General features: G+C 38.5%; 15 protein-coding genes. 4 read left to right on the forward strand and 11 right to left on the reverse strand.

Going from position 1 to position 17,591, the window contains the following annotated elements; genetic code table 11:
• Nucleotides 1-11 precede the first annotated feature (11 nt).
• A complete protein-coding gene (locus TLET_RS07615; protein ID WP_012003515.1) occupies nt 12-1,736 on the forward strand; it encodes a CehA/McbA family metallohydrolase in 1,725 nt (574 codons plus the stop codon).
• A complete protein-coding gene (tsaB, locus tag TLET_RS07620; protein WP_012003516.1) occupies nt 1,733-2,398 on the forward strand; it encodes a tRNA (adenosine(37)-N6)-threonylcarbamoyltransferase complex dimerization subunit type 1 TsaB in 666 nt (221 codons plus the stop codon). The genes TLET_RS07615 and tsaB overlap by 4 nt, the downstream gene beginning before the upstream one ends.
• 2 nt (nt 2,399-2,400) lie before the next feature.
• Here tsaB and TLET_RS07625 read toward each other — a convergent pair whose 3' ends face one another.
• From TLET_RS07625 to glmS, 3 genes are read right to left on the reverse strand one after another with little or no spacing between them, the layout of a single operon-like run.
• The gene (locus TLET_RS07625; protein WP_012003517.1) at nt 2,401-4,779 is read right to left on the reverse strand and encodes a Lon protease family protein; all 2,379 of its coding nucleotides are present in this window, start codon (nt 4,777-4,779) and stop codon (nt 2,401-2,403) included.
• Between the two features lie 12 nt (nt 4,780-4,791).
• Entirely contained in the window at nt 4,792-4,992 is a 201-nt protein-coding gene (locus TLET_RS11165) for an FmdB family zinc ribbon protein (RefSeq protein ID WP_041428441.1), read from the reverse strand.
• Nucleotides 4,993-5,006: 14 nt separating this feature from the next.
• The gene (gene glmS, locus TLET_RS07635) at nt 5,007-6,803 is read right to left on the reverse strand and encodes a glutamine--fructose-6-phosphate transaminase (isomerizing) (protein ID WP_012003518.1); all 1,797 of its coding nucleotides are present in this window, start codon (nt 6,801-6,803) and stop codon (nt 5,007-5,009) included.
• 97 nt (nt 6,804-6,900) lie between these two features.
• On the opposite strand from glmS, the gene TLET_RS07640 reads away from it, so the two are divergent.
• Nucleotides 6,901-8,142, forward strand: coding sequence for a 2-hydroxyacyl-CoA dehydratase subunit D (locus TLET_RS07640; RefSeq protein ID WP_012003519.1), 1,242 nt, complete (start codon nt 6,901-6,903; stop codon nt 8,140-8,142).
• Nucleotides 8,139-9,827: an acyl-CoA dehydratase activase gene (locus tag TLET_RS07645; protein ID WP_012003520.1), complete on the forward strand. Its 1,689-nt coding sequence runs from the start codon at nt 8,139-8,141 to the stop codon at nt 9,825-9,827. The genes TLET_RS07640 and TLET_RS07645 overlap by 4 nt, the downstream gene beginning before the upstream one ends.
• Here the strand turns inward: TLET_RS07645 and ispE are convergent.
• The 8 genes from ispE to TLET_RS07685 are packed head-to-tail and all read right to left on the reverse strand — an operon-like array spanning nt 9,799 to nt 17,548.
• The gene (gene ispE / locus TLET_RS07650) at nt 9,799-10,626 is read right to left on the reverse strand and encodes a 4-(cytidine 5'-diphospho)-2-C-methyl-D-erythritol kinase (RefSeq protein WP_012003521.1); all 828 of its coding nucleotides are present in this window, start codon (nt 10,624-10,626) and stop codon (nt 9,799-9,801) included. The genes TLET_RS07645 and ispE overlap by 29 nt on opposite strands.
• Nucleotides 10,578-11,168: an NUDIX domain-containing protein gene (locus TLET_RS07655; protein ID WP_012003522.1), complete on the reverse strand. Its 591-nt coding sequence runs from the start codon at nt 11,166-11,168 to the stop codon at nt 10,578-10,580. The genes ispE and TLET_RS07655 overlap by 49 nt, the downstream gene beginning before the upstream one ends.
• A gap of 14 nt (nt 11,169-11,182) precedes the next feature.
• Nucleotides 11,183-11,740 carry a thymidine kinase gene (locus TLET_RS07660; protein ID WP_012003523.1) on the reverse strand — a complete coding sequence of 186 codons (558 nt, stop codon included), beginning with the start codon at nt 11,738-11,740 and terminating at the stop codon, nt 11,183-11,185.
• Nucleotides 11,741-11,742: 2 nt separating this feature from the next.
• Nucleotides 11,743-12,603: a site-specific tyrosine recombinase/integron integrase gene (gene xerA, locus TLET_RS07665; RefSeq protein ID WP_012003524.1), complete on the reverse strand. Its 861-nt coding sequence runs from the start codon at nt 12,601-12,603 to the stop codon at nt 11,743-11,745.
• Between the two features lie 4 nt (nt 12,604-12,607).
• Nucleotides 12,608-13,885 carry an ArsB/NhaD family transporter gene (locus tag TLET_RS07670; RefSeq protein ID WP_228369007.1) on the reverse strand — a complete coding sequence of 426 codons (1,278 nt, stop codon included), beginning with the start codon at nt 13,883-13,885 and terminating at the stop codon, nt 12,608-12,610.
• A gap of 10 nt (nt 13,886-13,895) precedes the next feature.
• The gene (locus TLET_RS07675; protein WP_012003526.1) at nt 13,896-15,128 is read right to left on the reverse strand and encodes a molybdopterin molybdotransferase MoeA; all 1,233 of its coding nucleotides are present in this window, start codon (nt 15,126-15,128) and stop codon (nt 13,896-13,898) included.
• Nucleotides 15,118-15,636, reverse strand: a complete 519-nt coding sequence (locus tag TLET_RS07680) for a MogA/MoaB family molybdenum cofactor biosynthesis protein (protein WP_012003527.1) — start codon at nt 15,634-15,636, stop codon at nt 15,118-15,120. Before TLET_RS07680 ends, TLET_RS07675 begins: the two co-directional genes overlap by 11 nt.
• The gene (locus tag TLET_RS07685) at nt 15,605-17,548 is read right to left on the reverse strand and encodes a molybdopterin biosynthesis protein (RefSeq protein WP_012003528.1); all 1,944 of its coding nucleotides are present in this window, start codon (nt 17,546-17,548) and stop codon (nt 15,605-15,607) included. The genes TLET_RS07680 and TLET_RS07685 overlap by 32 nt, the downstream gene beginning before the upstream one ends.
• Nucleotides 17,549-17,591: the final 43 nt, after the last annotated feature.

A 17,591-nucleotide genomic window follows, 5' to 3' on the forward strand; every position in this document is an offset into this window, starting at 1 on the left:
AGGTGTAAAAATTGAAAAAGTTTTTACTGCTTGCCCTGGTGATTTTTTCCATAAACGCCGTAGCGTACAATTTTTATTTTGCTAACATACACGCACATACTGCTTTTTCAGATGGCTCTTCTACTCCCACAGATGCCTACACATATGCAAAAAATTATGTTGATATTCAGGCAATAACAGACCATGCTTATTATTTTCGGCAAAAAATCGACAATCAGGATAAATTGTTGTTAACCAAAAAGATGGCAGAAGATGCTACGGTCGAAGGTAAGTTTGTTGCGATGTGGGGATTTGAATGGACTGGTGGGGTAGGACATATAAATGTTTATGGTACTACAGACTGGACTGATAGAAACGAATCCGATCTCAAAAATCTCTATAAATGGATTGTTTCTCACAGAGCCCTTGCTCAATTTAATCATCCGGGAGTAACATACGGAAATTTCTACGATTTTGAATATGATCTGGAAGCAGACAAATATATAAATCTAATCGAAGTTGGGAACGGTAATACAAGCAGGAGAACTATAACAAAAGAAATGTATTCTAATTATATTCTGGCATTGAACAAAGGATGGCATGTGGGAGCAACGGCAAATCAGGACAACCACAGACCAAACTGGGGATCAGCAAATGATACAAGAACTGCTATTCTTGCTGACGCACTGACTTACAATTCGATTATGGAAGCTCTCAAGCAGCGAAGAACTTATGCAACCGAGGATAAAAATGCAAAAATACTCTTCAAATGCAACGATTTCTGGATGGGATCTATTTTAAAAGATGCCACCCAGCTGAACTTCGAGATAAAATTAAGCGATGATGAACCATTTTATGAGGCAGTGTTAGTATCCCAGAGCGGAGATGTGGCAAAATGGCGAATCAATTCGAACGAATTTTCAACCAGCTATAGGATTGTGCCTCCAGATGGTTACGAGTGGTATTTTCTTTACGTGATTCAGAATGACTGGGACGAAATAGTAACCTCGCCTATCTGGGTACAATATGGAGATGTTCACGTGGTTAATTTGCATGAAAAAGTAAGCGGAAGGAATGTAGATGTGTATTTCGACCTCATAAATACATCAAATTTACCTGTTCATTGCGATATCAGCGTTAAAATTTCTAATGTGCCAGCCAGAACAGAAGCTGAATTAAAAGCAAGAGAAATAAAGCAGATTACGGTGCCTTTATCTAATGTCGAGAGTGGTATTCAAACCGTTGAAGTCTTTTTGAATGGTTTCAAAGCCCAAACCGGAACTGTTGAAGTCAAAAAAGGGCTTATAATAGTTGACCAGTCGCATGAAAATACTTATGAATCTTTCTGGAAAACTGCACAAATTGATATAGAAAATCAGGGTTATCAGGTTGAATATTCTCAAAGATTTTTCAAAAAAGTTCCAAATGCCTCGATGGTATTCTTAACTCTACCCTCGAAAGATAGTTTTCCTGAACTGAGAATGCTCAACGATTTTGAAATAGAGAATCTCGTAGAGTTCTACAAAAAAGGTGGACAAATAGTCTTAATAGCTTTGAAAAATTCTCTCATAGAAGATTCTTACAATACGTTACTGGAAAAGATGCATATAGATGCAAAACTTGCACAGTCTGAGGGAAATGTTTTTCTGTTTAAAAATGATAAAATGCTTGATTTCTACGAACAGGATGGATTTTTATTCATTTCCTGCGAAGAACCATCGCAATTGATGAAAAAATTGAAAGGGAGATTACCGTGAAAATTTTTGCTATAGATACTTCTACAGACACTCTGGTTATAGCGTACTCCAATGAACAAAATATACTCACACTTAATTACAGAGGAGTCGAGAAACATGCAAGTAAAATAGGCCCTCTGGTTCATGAATTTCTCAACATGGCAGATGTTAATAAAGGGTCTATCGATCTTTTTGGATGTGGCGTTGGGCCTGGTAGCCTTACCGGATTGAGAATTGGGATAGCTTTTATTCAAGGGATGGCCCACGCTTTTTCTAAAAATGTTGTTGCCGTCACATCATCCGAGGTTGTCGCAGCAAATTTTCTATACCATCAGGGCGAAATAGTAATAGTTAAAAAAGCACGTGAAGGATATGTCTACATAGCTTGCTATAAAGAAAACACAGAAATGCTGAAACCATCTGTGATGGAATTTGAAAAGGCTAAACATTTTGTTCAAACCCTTAATAATCCAATTGTAGTTGGTGATGCAAAAAAACTCTTTGAACATATTGCACAAACAGCTCCTGATGAGCTCGAAGCTATCAGAGGTGAGGTTCTATTGAACAAGGTGTTCGAAAAGATAAAAAGTAAATCCATTCTCAAACCCCACGAGCTTGAACCTCTTTACCTTCAAAAATCTATAGCAGAAATGAATTTCGAAAAAAGAAAAAGCAAAGGCTGAATTTATTTACTCTTTCTGGTTTTTCTCCTCTTTAATGTTTTAACTCTGTTTTCTGATATCTCCCTGGCTTTCTGAAGAGCTTTGATAACCAGATAATTTACCGAACCACGCTCATAACCACCTGTTTTCGTCAATTTGCCCGCTTTCTTACCGGTGAGAAGCTCTATAGCATCATCGACGTGCTCTACGGTCCAGATATGAAATCTGCCCTGCTTAATATCTGATAAAACACCATCGTTAAGAACAAGATTTTTCAAATTTGATTTTGGTATTACCACTCCTTGGCTGCCTGTCATACCATGTAATTTACAGGCTCTATGAAAGCCTTCAACTTTTTCAGTAACTCCCCCAACTGGCTGGACTTCTCCATGCTGATTCATAGAGCCAGTGACTGCTATTTCCTGTTTCACAGGTATTTTTGCAATAGCACTTATTAAAGCTATGACCTCCGCCAGCGATGCACTATCACCTTCTATCATTCCATAGACCTGTTCGAAATTTATTGTTGCACTGATAGATAATGGAACATGCCTGGCATAACGTTCGCCAAAAAACCCCTCAATTGTTAAAACCGCTTTGCTGTGAATTTTTCCACTCAAATCTGCTTCTCTCTGTATGTCAACAACCCCTGATTTACCTAAATGAGCCCTGGCGGTAATTTTTACAGGCACACCGAAACTATGGTCAGAAAGTTCCATCACAGTTAATCCGTTCACCTGCCCTATTTTATTTCCCGACGTCTCAATCATCAGATCTCGGGCTTTTATTTGAGAATCATACTTTTCTTGAATCAAACTCACTCTTTCTTCCCTCTGTTCAATTGCACATACTACATCCTGCCTTGTGATTGTTTTATTCTCGCGTTCTTCAGCAATGCTGCACGCTTCTCTGATCAAACTACTGATTTCTCCGAGTTTGACAGAGAGTTTTCCTCTATCTGCAGCAAGTTTTGAAGAATACCAGAGGATTTTTTCAACAGCTTCACGGTTGAGATGAGGCAATTTAAATTCACAACAAGTTGATGAAATAAATCCAAGATATTTCTTCACATTATCTTCGTTCATTTCAAGCTCCCAGTCAAACTCACTTTTAACTCTGAAAAGCTTTCTAACATCTTCATCATACGCATGCATGAGATAATAAACTTTTGGGGAGGCTATTAAAAAGACTTTCACATTCAATGGTATTGGCTGGGGTCTAAGTGAAACAACATTTGAAAATCCGAGGGCATTTTCTAAATTCTCGATCGTTATTTCCTCAGATAGTAAAGCTCTTTTGACACATTCCCAGGCATACGGATTCTTCAAAAGATTTTCGACTTCGAGAATCAGAAAACCACCGTTTGCTCGGTGAAAAGCTCCGGCTTTGATAAGCGTAAAATCAGTCAACATTATTCCGCCCTTGCTGTAATACTCAACCTTACCAGCGAGGTTCGAATAAGTGGGATTCCTTTCAAAAATCACCGGTGCTCCCTGCAGCTCAGAATTATCGACAATCAGGTTGACAGAATATCGTTTTTTGTACAGTTGTCTGAGGTCCTCGTTTTCACTTCTCAGATCACTGAGATTTGCAAGTACGTCATTTTCCACAGTACTGAGATATTCAACAACGTCGTAATTTGACTCATATTGTTTCTTTATCTCATCAAATAGAGCTCCTATGGTAAACAGTGCGGCATATTTGTCGAGATCTTTCAGTTTTTCTTTGTATTCTCTGTCAAGTTTTCTTGATTTATAAAGTGTTCCATCTATTATATGTTTCAACTTTCGGCTATTCTCGTTGAACATCTCTTTCACATTATCTGGTAAAGAATCCAGTGTTTCAGGAGTTAATGGTTTTCCATCGTAAATTGGCACAGTCACGACTCCAGTAGAAGTGATCTGAACTGCGAAACCAAGTTCTTTCGCTTTTTCCTGAAGTTCTTGCCACAATACAGTCTTCTTTCGCATATATTCATCTTCAAGTTCAGATCTTTTCGAAGCATAATCCTCGCTTTCAAATGTTTTTTCTACCAGCTCAATGACTTCTTCTGAGAGTTTTTCCATATCAGACTTTAATTGCGATCCTTTTCCTGATTCTAAGGAAATCGCCCTCGGCTCTGATGGATTTGAAAAATTATAAACATAGACCCAGTCTTTTGGAGCAGGCATTTTTAGTGAATATTTTTGTAAAAAAGATGTTACAAAACTTCTGCGACCTGTTCCGGGCAAACCAACTACAAAGACATTGAAACCCTTTTCGTTGATTTTTAAAGCTGTTTCAACAGCTTTTTTAGCTCTTTCCTGACCTATGAATCCCTGAGCAGGTTCTATTTCTGCACTTGTAGAAAAATCTGGCAGATATGGGCAGCGATAAACCAGATCATCATATTCCGCTTTCATAAAATTTCCCCCTCAAGCATGAGTTGAACAACCAGAACAACCAGAGCAACTCCCTGAAGAACAGGAATTTGATGAACCTTTTATCTGAATTCTTGGCAACTGCTTTACTAATTCCCCTCCGCAGTCCGGACAATCTGGGGCTTTTTCTCCCATTTTCATAAAAAACTCGAATTCCTTTTTACATTTTTCACAATAATACCTATAAAATGGCACAATAACCCTCCTCTCTAATCAACCGTCACTGTTTTGGAAAGATTTCTTGGTAGATCTGGATTTTTTCCTTCTCTGATAGCAAAATGGTAAGCAAAAAGCTGAAGTGGGATTGTAGCCAGAAAAGGAGACAAATACCATGGACAATTTGGATAATGAACCACTTTCATAACATTTGATGCAATTTCTTCAGAATCGTCAGAAATAGCTATTGCATACCCGTTTCTGCATGTTACTTCGTTTATGTGAGACACAATCATGTTGGTTTGAGAGCTGTGAGTAACAAAAAAGACAGGATAATTTTCCTCAACCATCGACAGTGGACCATGCTTGAATTCTGAAGAATACATTCCCTCAAAGTGCCTGTAAACAACTTCTTTTATCTTCAAAGCCCCTTCGAGCGCTACAGGGTGCATAACACCGTAACCAAGCACATATGAATCAGAAAAATTTGTCTGTGATTCTACCAATTCTTTTATTTGAGGCTCTGCTTGATGGAGTGTTTTCTCGAGCAATTCTGGCAGATTCTTAATCTGTTTTATATAATTATCGTCAAAACTCATCTTTGCCGCGAGATAATAAAGCACAGTGAGTTCGTTAATAAAAGTCTTCGTTGCCGGCACTGATATCTCTAATTCACAACAAAGAGGCACATTTAAAAGACTTCTCATCATTACCGTGGATCCCGTAACATTTACAATCGATAGCACAGTGCATTTGCCATCGAGAGAGTTGAGAACGTTTATCACATCCTTGGTTTCTCCACTTTGAGAAACCAAAATAAGCACATCTTCTTCTCCAACCGCATTTGCATAATTTTCAACAAACCTTCCTGCCTCACATGATACAGAAACTTTTTTTGCGAACTTGTTGAAAAAATAACTACCGGCAAGTGATGCGTGATAAGAACTGCCCGATCCTACTATAAAGATATTTCTTGCACGATTCAGAATATTAATGTATCTTGTAAGATCCATATCAAACCTCAAAAACTCCAGCAAAGTTGAGGTTGTTCTGGGCTGTTCATAGATCTCTTTAAGCATGTAATAATCAAAACCAAGCTTGGAAGCGGCCTCAGAAGAAATGTCCATAATTTGAGGTTCTCTCTGTATTTCATCGCCAGTTTTGATATCTCTGATTCTGTAAGAACAATGATCAAACTCGACGTACTCTCCATCTCTTAAAGGAACTATTCTACGAGTCAATGGAATAATTGATGGTAGATCAGATGAGGCGCAGACAAATCCTTTTCCGACTCCGAGATAAAGAGAAGATCCACGTTTAATGCAATACATTTTTCTATCATCAACACAGGTTATAACACACGCAAAGTCACCTTTCAGTATTTCGCCAGCTTTCTGAATAGCGAGATCCATATTATGATGGATATCATAAAATTTTTCTATGGCGTGAACTACTATCTCACCATCATTTTCACTCCTCAGTGTATGACCTTCTTCAGTAAAAAGCTTTCTCAACTGAACTGTATTGATTATGTTCCCATTATGAGCACCTATCATATTTTTGTCACAATCATAGTGAGGCTGGGCATTTTTTTGCGATGGTGTCCCAAAGGTGGCCCATCTGAGCTGAACAATACCTTTGAACCCCTTCATCTGTTCAAAGTTCAATTTCTGGTTGACCTCATCGACTATACCTACATCTTTTCTCAGATCAGAACTTCCACTTTCACTCACAACCCCAATACCTACAGAATCATAACCCCTGTAAACCAATCTTTTAGCAGCTGCTGTCAGGATCTTCCCGAGATCTTCGCGCTCTTCTTCGAAGATTATTCCAAAGACTCCGCACACACTATCTCCCTCCAGATTCAAGAGTCTCTTACAGATATAGTATACTGTTTCTTGTGCCATAACAAGCAGTCTCAAACGGGAGGATCAACAAACATATATGAGTGAGAAAAGCGTTGCGTTTGGCAGATTTCTGAAAAAATTTCTCGATAAACCGTTGCTGTTCAAAAGATTTTTGAATCTTGGCTTGTCAGCAGAATTAGCAAGAAGAAAAATGGCTGCCATTACCAGAAATGACTTCACCAGCTGGATGGATTTTGCGGCATTGAAAGCTGTACAAAAAGCTGTGTGCGGTGATACAGCATGGGTCAATCTATTTTTCCCTGTTGAAATTATACACGCATTCAGACTCAATTGTGTTTCTGCCGAAGGATTATCTGGAATGTTTGCTTCTATGCTCCTTGAGGACACAGCTATAACAAAAGCCGAATCTTTGGGAATTTCTCGAAATCTTTGCACCTTTCACAGGACAGGAATCGGCATAAGTTACTCGGGTTTTTTTCCAGGTCCTTCCTTTGTAGCAACAACGAATATTCTCTGTGATGGAAATATCCCTGTATTCACCACATATTCGAAACTGTATTCAGTACCTCTTTATGTCATAGATGTTCCAAGAAACAATCACTTGGGCAGCGAAGAATATCTGGTCAGGCAAATGGAAGATCTTATTTTCAACATAGAAAACCATCTTGGAAGGAAATTTGTCTATTCAGAACTTGTAAAACAACTTGAAATAGAAAAAGAGGCCCTCGATATAATGAGAGAAGCCTACCATAAACTTTGCATTAGACCGCTACCAATGGAATTGTACCAGCATGTCAACGCACTGTATTCTTTTCATATCGCCCCAAAGCATTATATTTTAAAGGCTGCAAAATCACTTATCAAATACGACAAACCACCAGAAAACAATAAAAAAATTCTCTGGTTACACCTCGCACCATATTACGATAACGAACTCTACAAAATCTTTTGCAGAACTTCTAAAACAATTGTTGCAACGAGTGAGTTCGAATGGGATTGGCTGTACTGGCAGGTAGATCCGGTGCATCCTTTTCAATCTCTTGCGAAGAAACTCATGCTAAACCCGGAAATTGGTCCCGTTGAAAAAAGAATAGATTTTGTTAGCAAATTGGCGCTGGATTTCAAGGTTGATGGCGTTATACATTTTAATCACTGGGGTTGCAAGCAGTCGTGGGGCAGCATTCATTTGATAAAGGAAAATTTTGAAAAACTTGGAATACCGTTTCTTGCAATAGATGGAGATTGCGTGGATCATTCAAATCAGTCATCTGCTCAGTTCAAAACACGAATTGAAGCCTTTTTGGAGATGATAGAGTGATTGTATACAATTGTCCTCTTGTCCCGTTTGAGTTTTTTAAAGCCCTTGATATACCTGCAAAACGTATTCAAAACTCTGGTTGTGAATTTGAATTGTTTCATTCGAATATATGCTCATTCTGTAAAAACTCATTTCCCTCGGTGAATCCTGAAGAAATTGTCATCTGGGTGGATTCGTGTGACTCAATGAGAAGAAGCGAAGATTTTTTAAAGAGAGCTTGTACTGTTTTCGACCTTCACATACCTGTTACCGTAAATGAAAAAAATGTCGACAAGCTGGCTCACGATTTGAGAAATCTCTGGAACAACCTCAAGCAGAGATACGGAGAAGCCGATGATGAAAAACTCATCATTGAACACAAGAATTTTCAAAAACAAAGTGAAAAGCTTTTGAAACTGCTTAACAACGATTTAAGATCTTCGGCGGAGCTTTATGAACAGATGACCTGCCAAAAGTGGATTGGTTCTGTTGAGAAAAAAGGTATACCAATATTGATCCTCGGAGCCTATGTTGAAAAAGACCTGATAAAGGTAATCGAAGACAGCGGGGGATATGCCTTAAATGGAACCTGTTCAGGACCGTTCGCGATAATTGGTGAGAATCTTAACAGCAACGATGTTTTCAAAAACATGGCCTTCAGAATTTTGAAAAAAAGTATCGTATGTATGCGATCTGCACATAACAGAGATATAGAAAAAATAATAAATTTCTACAGGCCATCCGGTATAATCTTACATACAATAAAATTTTGTGACTTCTACGGTTTCGACGAAAAAATTCTGAGAAACCTTAAAATTCCATTTACTGTTGTTGAAAATGATCTCAGCGGCACCAGCGCTCAATTGAAAACACGAATGGAGGCTTTGATAGAATTAGTGAAAAATTCAGAAAAGCAACCGGAAAGAAAATGCTACTACTTTGTCGGAATTGACAGTGGTTCAACAACAACGAAAATAGCTGTAATTAACAAAGACATGAAGATTGTTTATCAAGACATAATTAAAACAGGCGCTTATCCTAACTTAGCATCAAAAGCCATTTTTGAGAAAATGCTTGCAAAATTGAATATCAAAAAAGAAGCTGTCTATGTCGTATCAACAGGATACGGTAGGTCTTCCGTGGATTTTGCAGATGAGCAAATAACTGAAATAACCTGTCATGCAAAAGGAGTATATCAATTTCTGCCACAAACACGCACAGTAATCGATATAGGTGGTCAGGATAGCAAGGTGATAAGAATTGAAAACGGTAAGGTAATCGACTTTGTTATGAATGACAAATGCGCCGCTGGTACAGGAAGATTCCTCGAGGTGATGGCGAACGTTCTCGACGTCCCGTTGGATGAAATAGGTGAACTTTCCCTGAGATATTCAACAGAATTAAGCATAAGCAGCGTCTGCACAGTTTTTGCCGAATCCGAAGTGATCTCGCTGAGATCACACGGTCATTCGCGAGAGGATATACTGCACGCAGTTCACCTGGCAATTGCACGGAGGATAGGCACAATGTGCCAGCGAGTCAATGCAGATGTCCCGACTGTTTTAACAGGTGGAGTAGCTCAAAACAGAGGTGTAAAATTTGCTCTCGAAAAACACATGAACACTCGTATCGATATTCCAAAAAACCCTGTGCTGATGGGTGCTATCGGCGCTGCGCTTATAGGTGCTGAAAAACATCTTCAATGAACCTATATTTTCCTTTATCTGCTTGAACAGCAAAAATACATGAGCCACTACCTGTCATCATGGCAACAATCGGGTTGCACCTCTGAGCTTTATCAAGCGCGTCCTGTATTTGTGGATATTTAGAAGTCATTATTTCTTGAAAAACATTGTAAGAAAGTGCTTTTATCTGATTATGGTCCCTTTTCAAATAAGCTTCATAAAGCTTTAAAGCAAAGTCCGGTTTTTTTGCGTACGTCGATTCGTGTATCATTTGATAAGCAAACTTGGTAGAAACAGAAATTGTTGGGCAAAACAGATCTACTCTGTAATCACTTATAGGGTTGAGAAAGGTAACTTTTTCACCTCTTCCTTCAACTATTGCCGTTCCTCCAACAATCAAAAATGGTACATCAGATCCAACTTCAGCAGCAAGTATCAACAAGTCTTTGATGGAGATCTTAAGTTTTCTTCCTAAGAACCGAAGAACAGCTGCTGCATCAGAACTTCCACCACCAAGCCCAGATCCCATCGGGATGTTTTTTTTCAGTCTCACTTTTATTCCAAAACCCACATTATAAAACTTCTCAACTGTTCTGAAAGCTTTCTCTATCAAATTTGTTCCTTGTATTTCGATGTTAGTCTCTATTCTCACTTCACCACGTTTATCGATCTGGCTAATTTCAAGTTCATCATGCAAATCTATTGTTTGAAAAAGACCTGTTATATTGTGATAGCCATCCGGTCTTTTGGAAAGCACGTCCAAGTAAAGATTTAACTTTGCGTAAGCTCTTTCAATCTCAAAATAGTCAGATATGACCATCCCTCCAGATTTTTCTCATCAACGCGAATTTCATTCAAAGCTTTCCACCAGTATTCAAACATATCTGGCTCGTTCAACCCATGAAAAGTCGCTGTTGCAATATAAGCAACTCCAACATGGACCCTGCTGACGGGTGATTGAAGATCATTTATTAATCCTATGTACTGTAAATCTAATAAATCTACTTTCACCTCTTCATCTATTTCTCTTTTCATTCCATTCAAAAATGCACACCATGGGTCTGCACCATCTTCCCGTCTGATATGTCCGCCAACACCCACAGAAAATTTATTATGAAGTCTTTTTTCACCCTGTTTGTCAGTTCTCCTTAAAAGTAATATTTTGTCATCATTCATTACAACGACATAAGGAATTACCTGTCTGAAACGTTCATCGCTTTCAGCGATATCTCTATCAACAAATACACCATATTTTTTGACAGCTGTCTCTATATCTCTCAGTTCCACATAGATCAGCCCTTCCTGCATATTTGTAAGCTGATCAACAACAGTCGCTGGCACAGTCAAAATTTTTTCCTGCAACTCGAAGCCCTCCTTCAGTCATTTTTTGAAGCAACTTTGTTATAACAATCCCTGCAAACAGCTATGTATTTTTCTTTGCCTCCAATGTCTATTTCGGAATCGTCCTGAACAAATTTGTAGGTAAGCGTTGCGTTGTATTCACCACATATGTGGCACACCGCTTTCTTTTTGATGATTTCATTTGCAAGCGACATCAAAAGCATAGTAGTTTCGAATGGATTTTGCTTGAAAGTCATATCAAGCCCGGCACAGAAAATATCAACATCCTGATCGAGTAATTGTCTGACGATTTTAACCAAGTCCTTGTCAAAAAACTGGACCTCATCAACAAAAACCGCATCTACAGGTTGTTTGATGTATTTCATTGCATCAGCAGATTTCTCAACAGCAATCGCTTCTACTTCAACACCAGCGTGGGTTTTCACACAATCAACCCCATAGCGATTATCCAACGAAGGCTTGAAAACAATCGTCTTTTTTCTTCCAAGTCTGTAGATTTCAACATAAGAAAGTAGTTCGGTAGTTTTTCCAGAATACATAGGTCCCACTATTAATGTCAGTTTTCCAGCCACATTCAACCCTCCTGCAGCAATTTGTTTATTGCATCGAATTTTTCCTGATCTACAACATGCAGATACACACTTGTTGTTGATAAATTAGAATGCCCAAGTAGGTCCTGAACAACTCTTATATTAACTCCTTTTTGTAGAAGATGGGTAGCAAATGTGTGCCTGAGCGTGTGGGGGTGAATTCTTTTTTTGATGCCACACATCATTGTGTATTTACGCACTATCCTGAAAACTGTACTTGGATGTATTTTAATCTGTGAGCCAAAAAGGTAATCTTCTGGAGACTTTCCGCAACTGGTAATGTAGTTTTCAAGCTTTTCAGCAAGTTTACTGGTTAAAGGCACTATTCTATCTTTTTTCCCCTTTCCCATTGTTATTTTGACAAAAGCAGGGGAAAATGATAGATCTTCTACTCTGAGATTACATAACTCACTCACTCTCAAGCCGCAAAAATATAGAAGGGATAGCATGAGATAATCGCGCTGATTTTTCATTGAAAACTCAAGCAATTTTTGAATTTCAGAAGGCAACAGAAAATCCGGTATCCTTCTGCGAATTTTGGGGTTTCTAATGCCTTCAACAGGATTTTCATCTTTAATAGATGTTAACTGAAGATAATTGAAGAAGCTTCTCAACGATGATATCTTTCTGGCCAGAGAAGTTGAATTCAACTTTGTCTTCTGTTTAGAAAGTTTTTTTATGTATTCTTCTATATGGAGCCGTGAAACATCTTTCAATTCGATATCATTTTCAATTAAAAAGCACAAAAATTGTTTTACATCTCCCACATAAGCAACAACTGTGTGATCAGAGAGTCTTCTCACATGCATCAGGTAATCTGAAAAATTCTGAAGGATTCTTTCCAAAATCTCACCATCCAGTTAGATAGATGAAAATTACGTAAATGTTCGCAATGAGCAGCATTAATAAAGTTATAGGTGCAGCTCTTTTCATATAGCTGACAAATCTAACAGTCCCCCCACCATACTTACCAAGCAGTGAGACACCAACGATATTCACTGCAGCACCAATTGTTGTACCATTTGCACCAAGCGACGCTCCCAAAGAAAGTGCCCACCAGATTACGGGGGTAAAACCCATCAATAAGAGTGTTTGAACGACTGGTATCATAATAATAACTGTAGGAACAGCGCTCAAAAACATTGCAAGTATGCCGGAAAACCATATTAGCGTTGTCATTAGAATGATCGGCGAATGTACTTTCGAAATAACATTTGTTAAATAATCTATCAGTCCGACTTTTCTCATCGCATAGGTTATCATAAAAAGTCCTATCAAAAAGAACAACGTGTCCCATTCAACCTCTTTTGCAGCCTCCTCAAAAGATTTTCCATATATAACAAGGGCAATTGTTGCTCCAGCCATAGATATCAACGCCATTTCATAATCAAGTACTTCGTGCAAAGCAAAACCGAATATCACTCCCAGAAACACAAACAGCAGAGCTATCATTTTCTTTTTATCTATTATTGCTGACTTCGGATCTGTCGTTGCCAGTTTTTTTATTTTTTCCCTCATTGATTCATCCGAGTTCATTTTCCTGAACCAGATAAACAACATCAGCATAAGTATCAAAATACACACAGGAGCAAGGTGTATTATAAAACTGTTGAAACTTAACTTACTTGCAGAACCAATAATTATGTTTGGTGGGTCGCCTATCATAGTCGACGCACCCCCCAGGTTAGAGGCTATTATTCCTGTAACCATCAAATATTTTGCATCTATTCCAACAGTATCAGATATAAAAAGCAATATAGGTGCAAAGATCAATATTGTCGTGACGTTATCCAGAAAAGCTGAAAGCAAAGCTATTGATATAACAATGAGAGAGAGAGTCTTTCTTATATCCCCTCTCCCCATCTTAACAGCATAAACAGCCACAAATTGAAAGAAGCCTGTTGATTTGAGCAATCCCACTATGATCATCATACCTGCAAGCAAACCGATAGTGTTGAAATCTATGAATTGGGATAAATTTTCGAGACTCATGTCTTCAACAATTTTCATGAATGCAACTATGAGCCCCATTAAAAAGACCATCACAGAAGATTTAAACCTGCCACTCAATATGAAGTAATATGACACACAGAAAATAGCGAGCATCAACGCCTGCGAAAACACCACTTATCACCTCTCAAAACTGATAGAATTCAGCAAATTCTCCAGCATTTATTCCCTCAACTCCAAGAGGAATCCTTATCACTCCATCTGCATTTGCTATATTTGAAACATGAGCACTTTCACTGAAAAGTGGCTCGGCGAAAATTTTTCCATTTTTGAAAACTGTTTTTACTCTGACAAAATGTTCTCTTCCTTGAATTGAAGGAACATTTTTTGCCAATATAACAAACCCAGAAGGTGCAGGAGTAAAATCATTTGCCCCCGCCAATTTTCTCAACACAGGAAGCAAGAAAAATCGTGAGCTTACGAAAAATGAAACAGGGTTACCTGGTAATCCAAGCACAGGCTTTTCACCAATCATTGCGAAGATGGTTGGCTTACCTGGTTGAACAAGTGCGCCATGGTATATAATTCCCGGCTTGCCCAACCTTTCAATTGCCCGTGCAGTGTAATCTCGAGGGCCTATCGAACTCCCACCAGCTATTACGATCAAATCGTAATCATTCAGGAACTTTTTCAGCGATTCATACAAAGATTCCTCATCATCTTTCACATGAGAAACTCTCTCTGCAACAAAACCGTGTTTTTCGATCCAAGCTTTTAGAGTATAGGTGTTACTATCCCTCACCTGAGCTGTATCTGGCTTTTGCCATGGTTCTACTATTTCGTCTCCCGTTGAGATAATAGCTACCTTTACTTTCCTGAAAACTTCAATCTGCATTAATCCGAGTTGCAACAAAAGTTGTACATGTCCAGATTTTAAAAGCGTCCCTTTCTCCAAAATTCTATCGCCCCGCTTGATATCTTCGTCAAATTTCATAACATTTTCTCCAGCAGAAACTGGTTTCATGATCTCTACAAATTCTCCGAATCCTTGAGTATGCTCAACCATTACAACTGCATCTGCCCCTTCAGGTATCGCTCCACCAGTTGGAACCCAGGCAGCCTCGCCTGGTATCAGTTTTTTATCTGGTTTCTTTCCAATATGAACTTCAAAAGCAATCTTTAGCAGCGCTGGCATACTACTGGAAGCACCTCGCGTATCAAGCGCCCTAAGTGCATATCCATCTACCAGAGACTTGTCGAAGCCAGGTAGATTTTCTAAAGAGAAAATATCTTTCGCGCAGACGCGCTCCAAACTTTCGAGCGTGTCAAGTGTCTCTATTTCGGTCACTGATCCCACTTTAGAAACATAACTACTGTAAATATCTTCCAGAGTCGCAAATCTTAGAGATTCAACCTTCATTTTTTTTCACCAGTTTTTCCCTTTCATGAGCACAATCAGCAGTCGAACCTTTTATTTTCTCAATCGCGTGAGGTATTACAGGAAGAATTATCGATAGATTCTCTTCAACTGCCCGGGGACTACCGGGTAAATTTATTATCAATGTTTTGCCACGAATACCAGCTATCGCTCTTGAAAGCATCCCAAAAGGTGTGTGTACCATAGATTTACTTATCATAGCTATTTCTATTCCATAAATCCTTTTTTCTACAACGGAAATTGTTGCTTCTGGTGTTACATCTCTTGGAGAGAGGCCTGTCCCACCAGTTGTTAGAATAAGGTCAAAGCCAGATTTGCAAAGGTTCAACAGCTCATTTTTAATGTCATCCAGTTCATCAGGTACTATTTTGTAATACATGATGTTTGCATCTATCGTTTTCAGCATTTGCTGGATAATTTTTCCACTTTCATCAATTCTCTCACCCTTGGAAGCCTTATCACTGATTGTTATTACCGCTGATTTGATCACAATTTTCACCTCTGATTATTTTCCCCACACTTGAAAGATCATACCCCTGATAGATCAAATCACTGTTGCAAAAATTTTTTGAAAGTATCAAATCCATTATTATTTGAAATCTATCATCATTGAAAAATTCTTCCAGAACCAGCAAATCATAATCTTCCCAGATCAGTGGGATAAAATCAAGATCCATTATTTTTGCGGCAAAAGCAATGCCAAGTCCCACATCAGCCATGCCTTTTTTAATCTTCAGAGCAAGATTTATGTGCGTAAACTCTTCGTCTTCATAGCCATTTATCTGTGATGGATCAATTCCAAGCTTTGAGAGATGGTAATCCAGAAGAATTCTCGTTCCCGCAGCTCTCTGCCTGTTGACGAACCTGATATCTTTTCTTGTCAGATCAAACAAATTTTCAATTTTCTTTGGATTACCTTTCTGAACTATCAAACCCTGATTTCGCTTGACAAACTTCATCAGGATGTATTGGGGAAGGTATCTCTTTAAATATGGTACATTGTACTCGCCAGAAACTGGGTCAAACAAATGTATTCCTCCTATATGGGCACAGTTTTTTGCTACAGCAGCAACTGCTCCCATACTTCCAGCATTCACGATTGACATATTCAATGAGAAATCTTTTTGTTTCAAAAGATCCGCTATTATGGAAATAAGCGGATCATGGCTTCCAACAAACAGTATATTTTTATCTATCTCTTCAAGCGACCTGTTCAACCCAACCGTGACCTTATCTCCCTCGTCAAGTAGCTCAACTCCTTTTTGAACCACAACAGTGCCGCTCATCTTTGATAAAGCGTCCATACTTGCCGCTCCACGTTTCAACGGAACAAAAACGTATCGATCTTTGATTTTTGCCAGACTTACCCTTATAAATTCATCTTCTGATATAGAAGAAACCACTCTTCTGAGAGAAGACGCCTCCAGAAACAGGTTTTTCTCCGTTATAATTCTGTATTTCTCATTTATCAGGGGCTTAACAATATTCTCGAGGATCACATAGCATGAGCCCGGATATCCAGGAAGACATATGACTGGTTTGTTTCTGATTATTCCAAGGATGGTAGGCTTGCCAGGTCTCACATTTAACCCGTGCACAACAACTTTTCCAAGCTGCTCTAAAGCATGGTAAGAATAATCAAAAGAGCCGGCCGAAGAACCAGCATTTAAAAAAATCAAGTCGTATGATTCTACCGCTTTTAATATAGTTTCAGATATGAGATCTAACGAATCCGGAACGACATCATTTACATTGACATCCACATCAAGTTCCTCAAGATAAGCCTTTATCATAACAGAATTTGTTTCCGGGATCGCTCCAACATCTATTTCATCTTCTGGCTGAACGACTTCCCCACCTGTTGGTATGACAATTGCTTTCATTTTTTTAAGCACTTTCACCTCAAAAACCCCGGCTGCCAGAAGAAGTGCTACATCATAAGGTCTGAGTCTATGATATCGAGTAAAAATCATGTCCTGTTCACATACATCCTCACCTATTAATCGGACATTATGAAAAGGTGGAATTGATTCAAATATTTGAACATGGTCTTCATCGATTACATGAACATTTTCTATCATTATCACACTGTCAAAAGGTATTTTCATAGGATTACCTGTGTTTATGAATTCAAACTGATTTTTTTGTAAGATTTTTGGTCTTACTTTCGAAGCACCAGCAGTATCAACGCTTCTCACGGCTATTCCATCCATAGCAGCACTATTGTAAGCTGGTACATTTCTCTTTGCATACACAGCTTCTGCAAGAACCCTTCGGGCAGATTTCCTTGTCTGAATTATCTCTGATTCATCAAAGAAAAAACCTCTTTGCTGCAATTCTGCTTTGTATTTTTCAAGCGCATCTGACACATCAAGTTTTTTCAAATATATCTTTCTTTGCAAAACCGCACCTCCAATCTTTATGATAGCACTAACTGACAATTGT

Source organism: Pseudothermotoga lettingae TMO (assembly GCF_000017865.1).
Taxonomy (GTDB): Bacteria; Thermotogota; Thermotogae; order Thermotogales; family DSM-5069; genus Pseudothermotoga_B; species Pseudothermotoga_B elfii.

What these genes read in the sequence shown, in the direction of transcription:
- TLET_RS07625 (WP_012003517.1), bottom strand. Translation starts at nt 4,779, where the DNA reads ATGAAAGCGGAATATGATGATCTGGTTTATCGCTGCCCATATCTGCCA.
- TLET_RS07640 (WP_012003519.1), top strand. Translation starts at nt 6,901, where the DNA reads ATGAGTGAGAAAAGCGTTGCGTTTGGCAGATTTCTGAAAAAATTTCTC.
- ispE (WP_012003521.1), bottom strand. Translation starts at nt 10,626, where the DNA reads ATGGTCATATCTGACTATTTTGAGATTGAAAGAGCTTACGCAAAGTTA.
- TLET_RS07675 (WP_012003526.1), bottom strand. Translation starts at nt 15,128, where the DNA reads ATGAAGGTTGAATCTCTAAGATTTGCGACTCTGGAAGATATTTACAGT.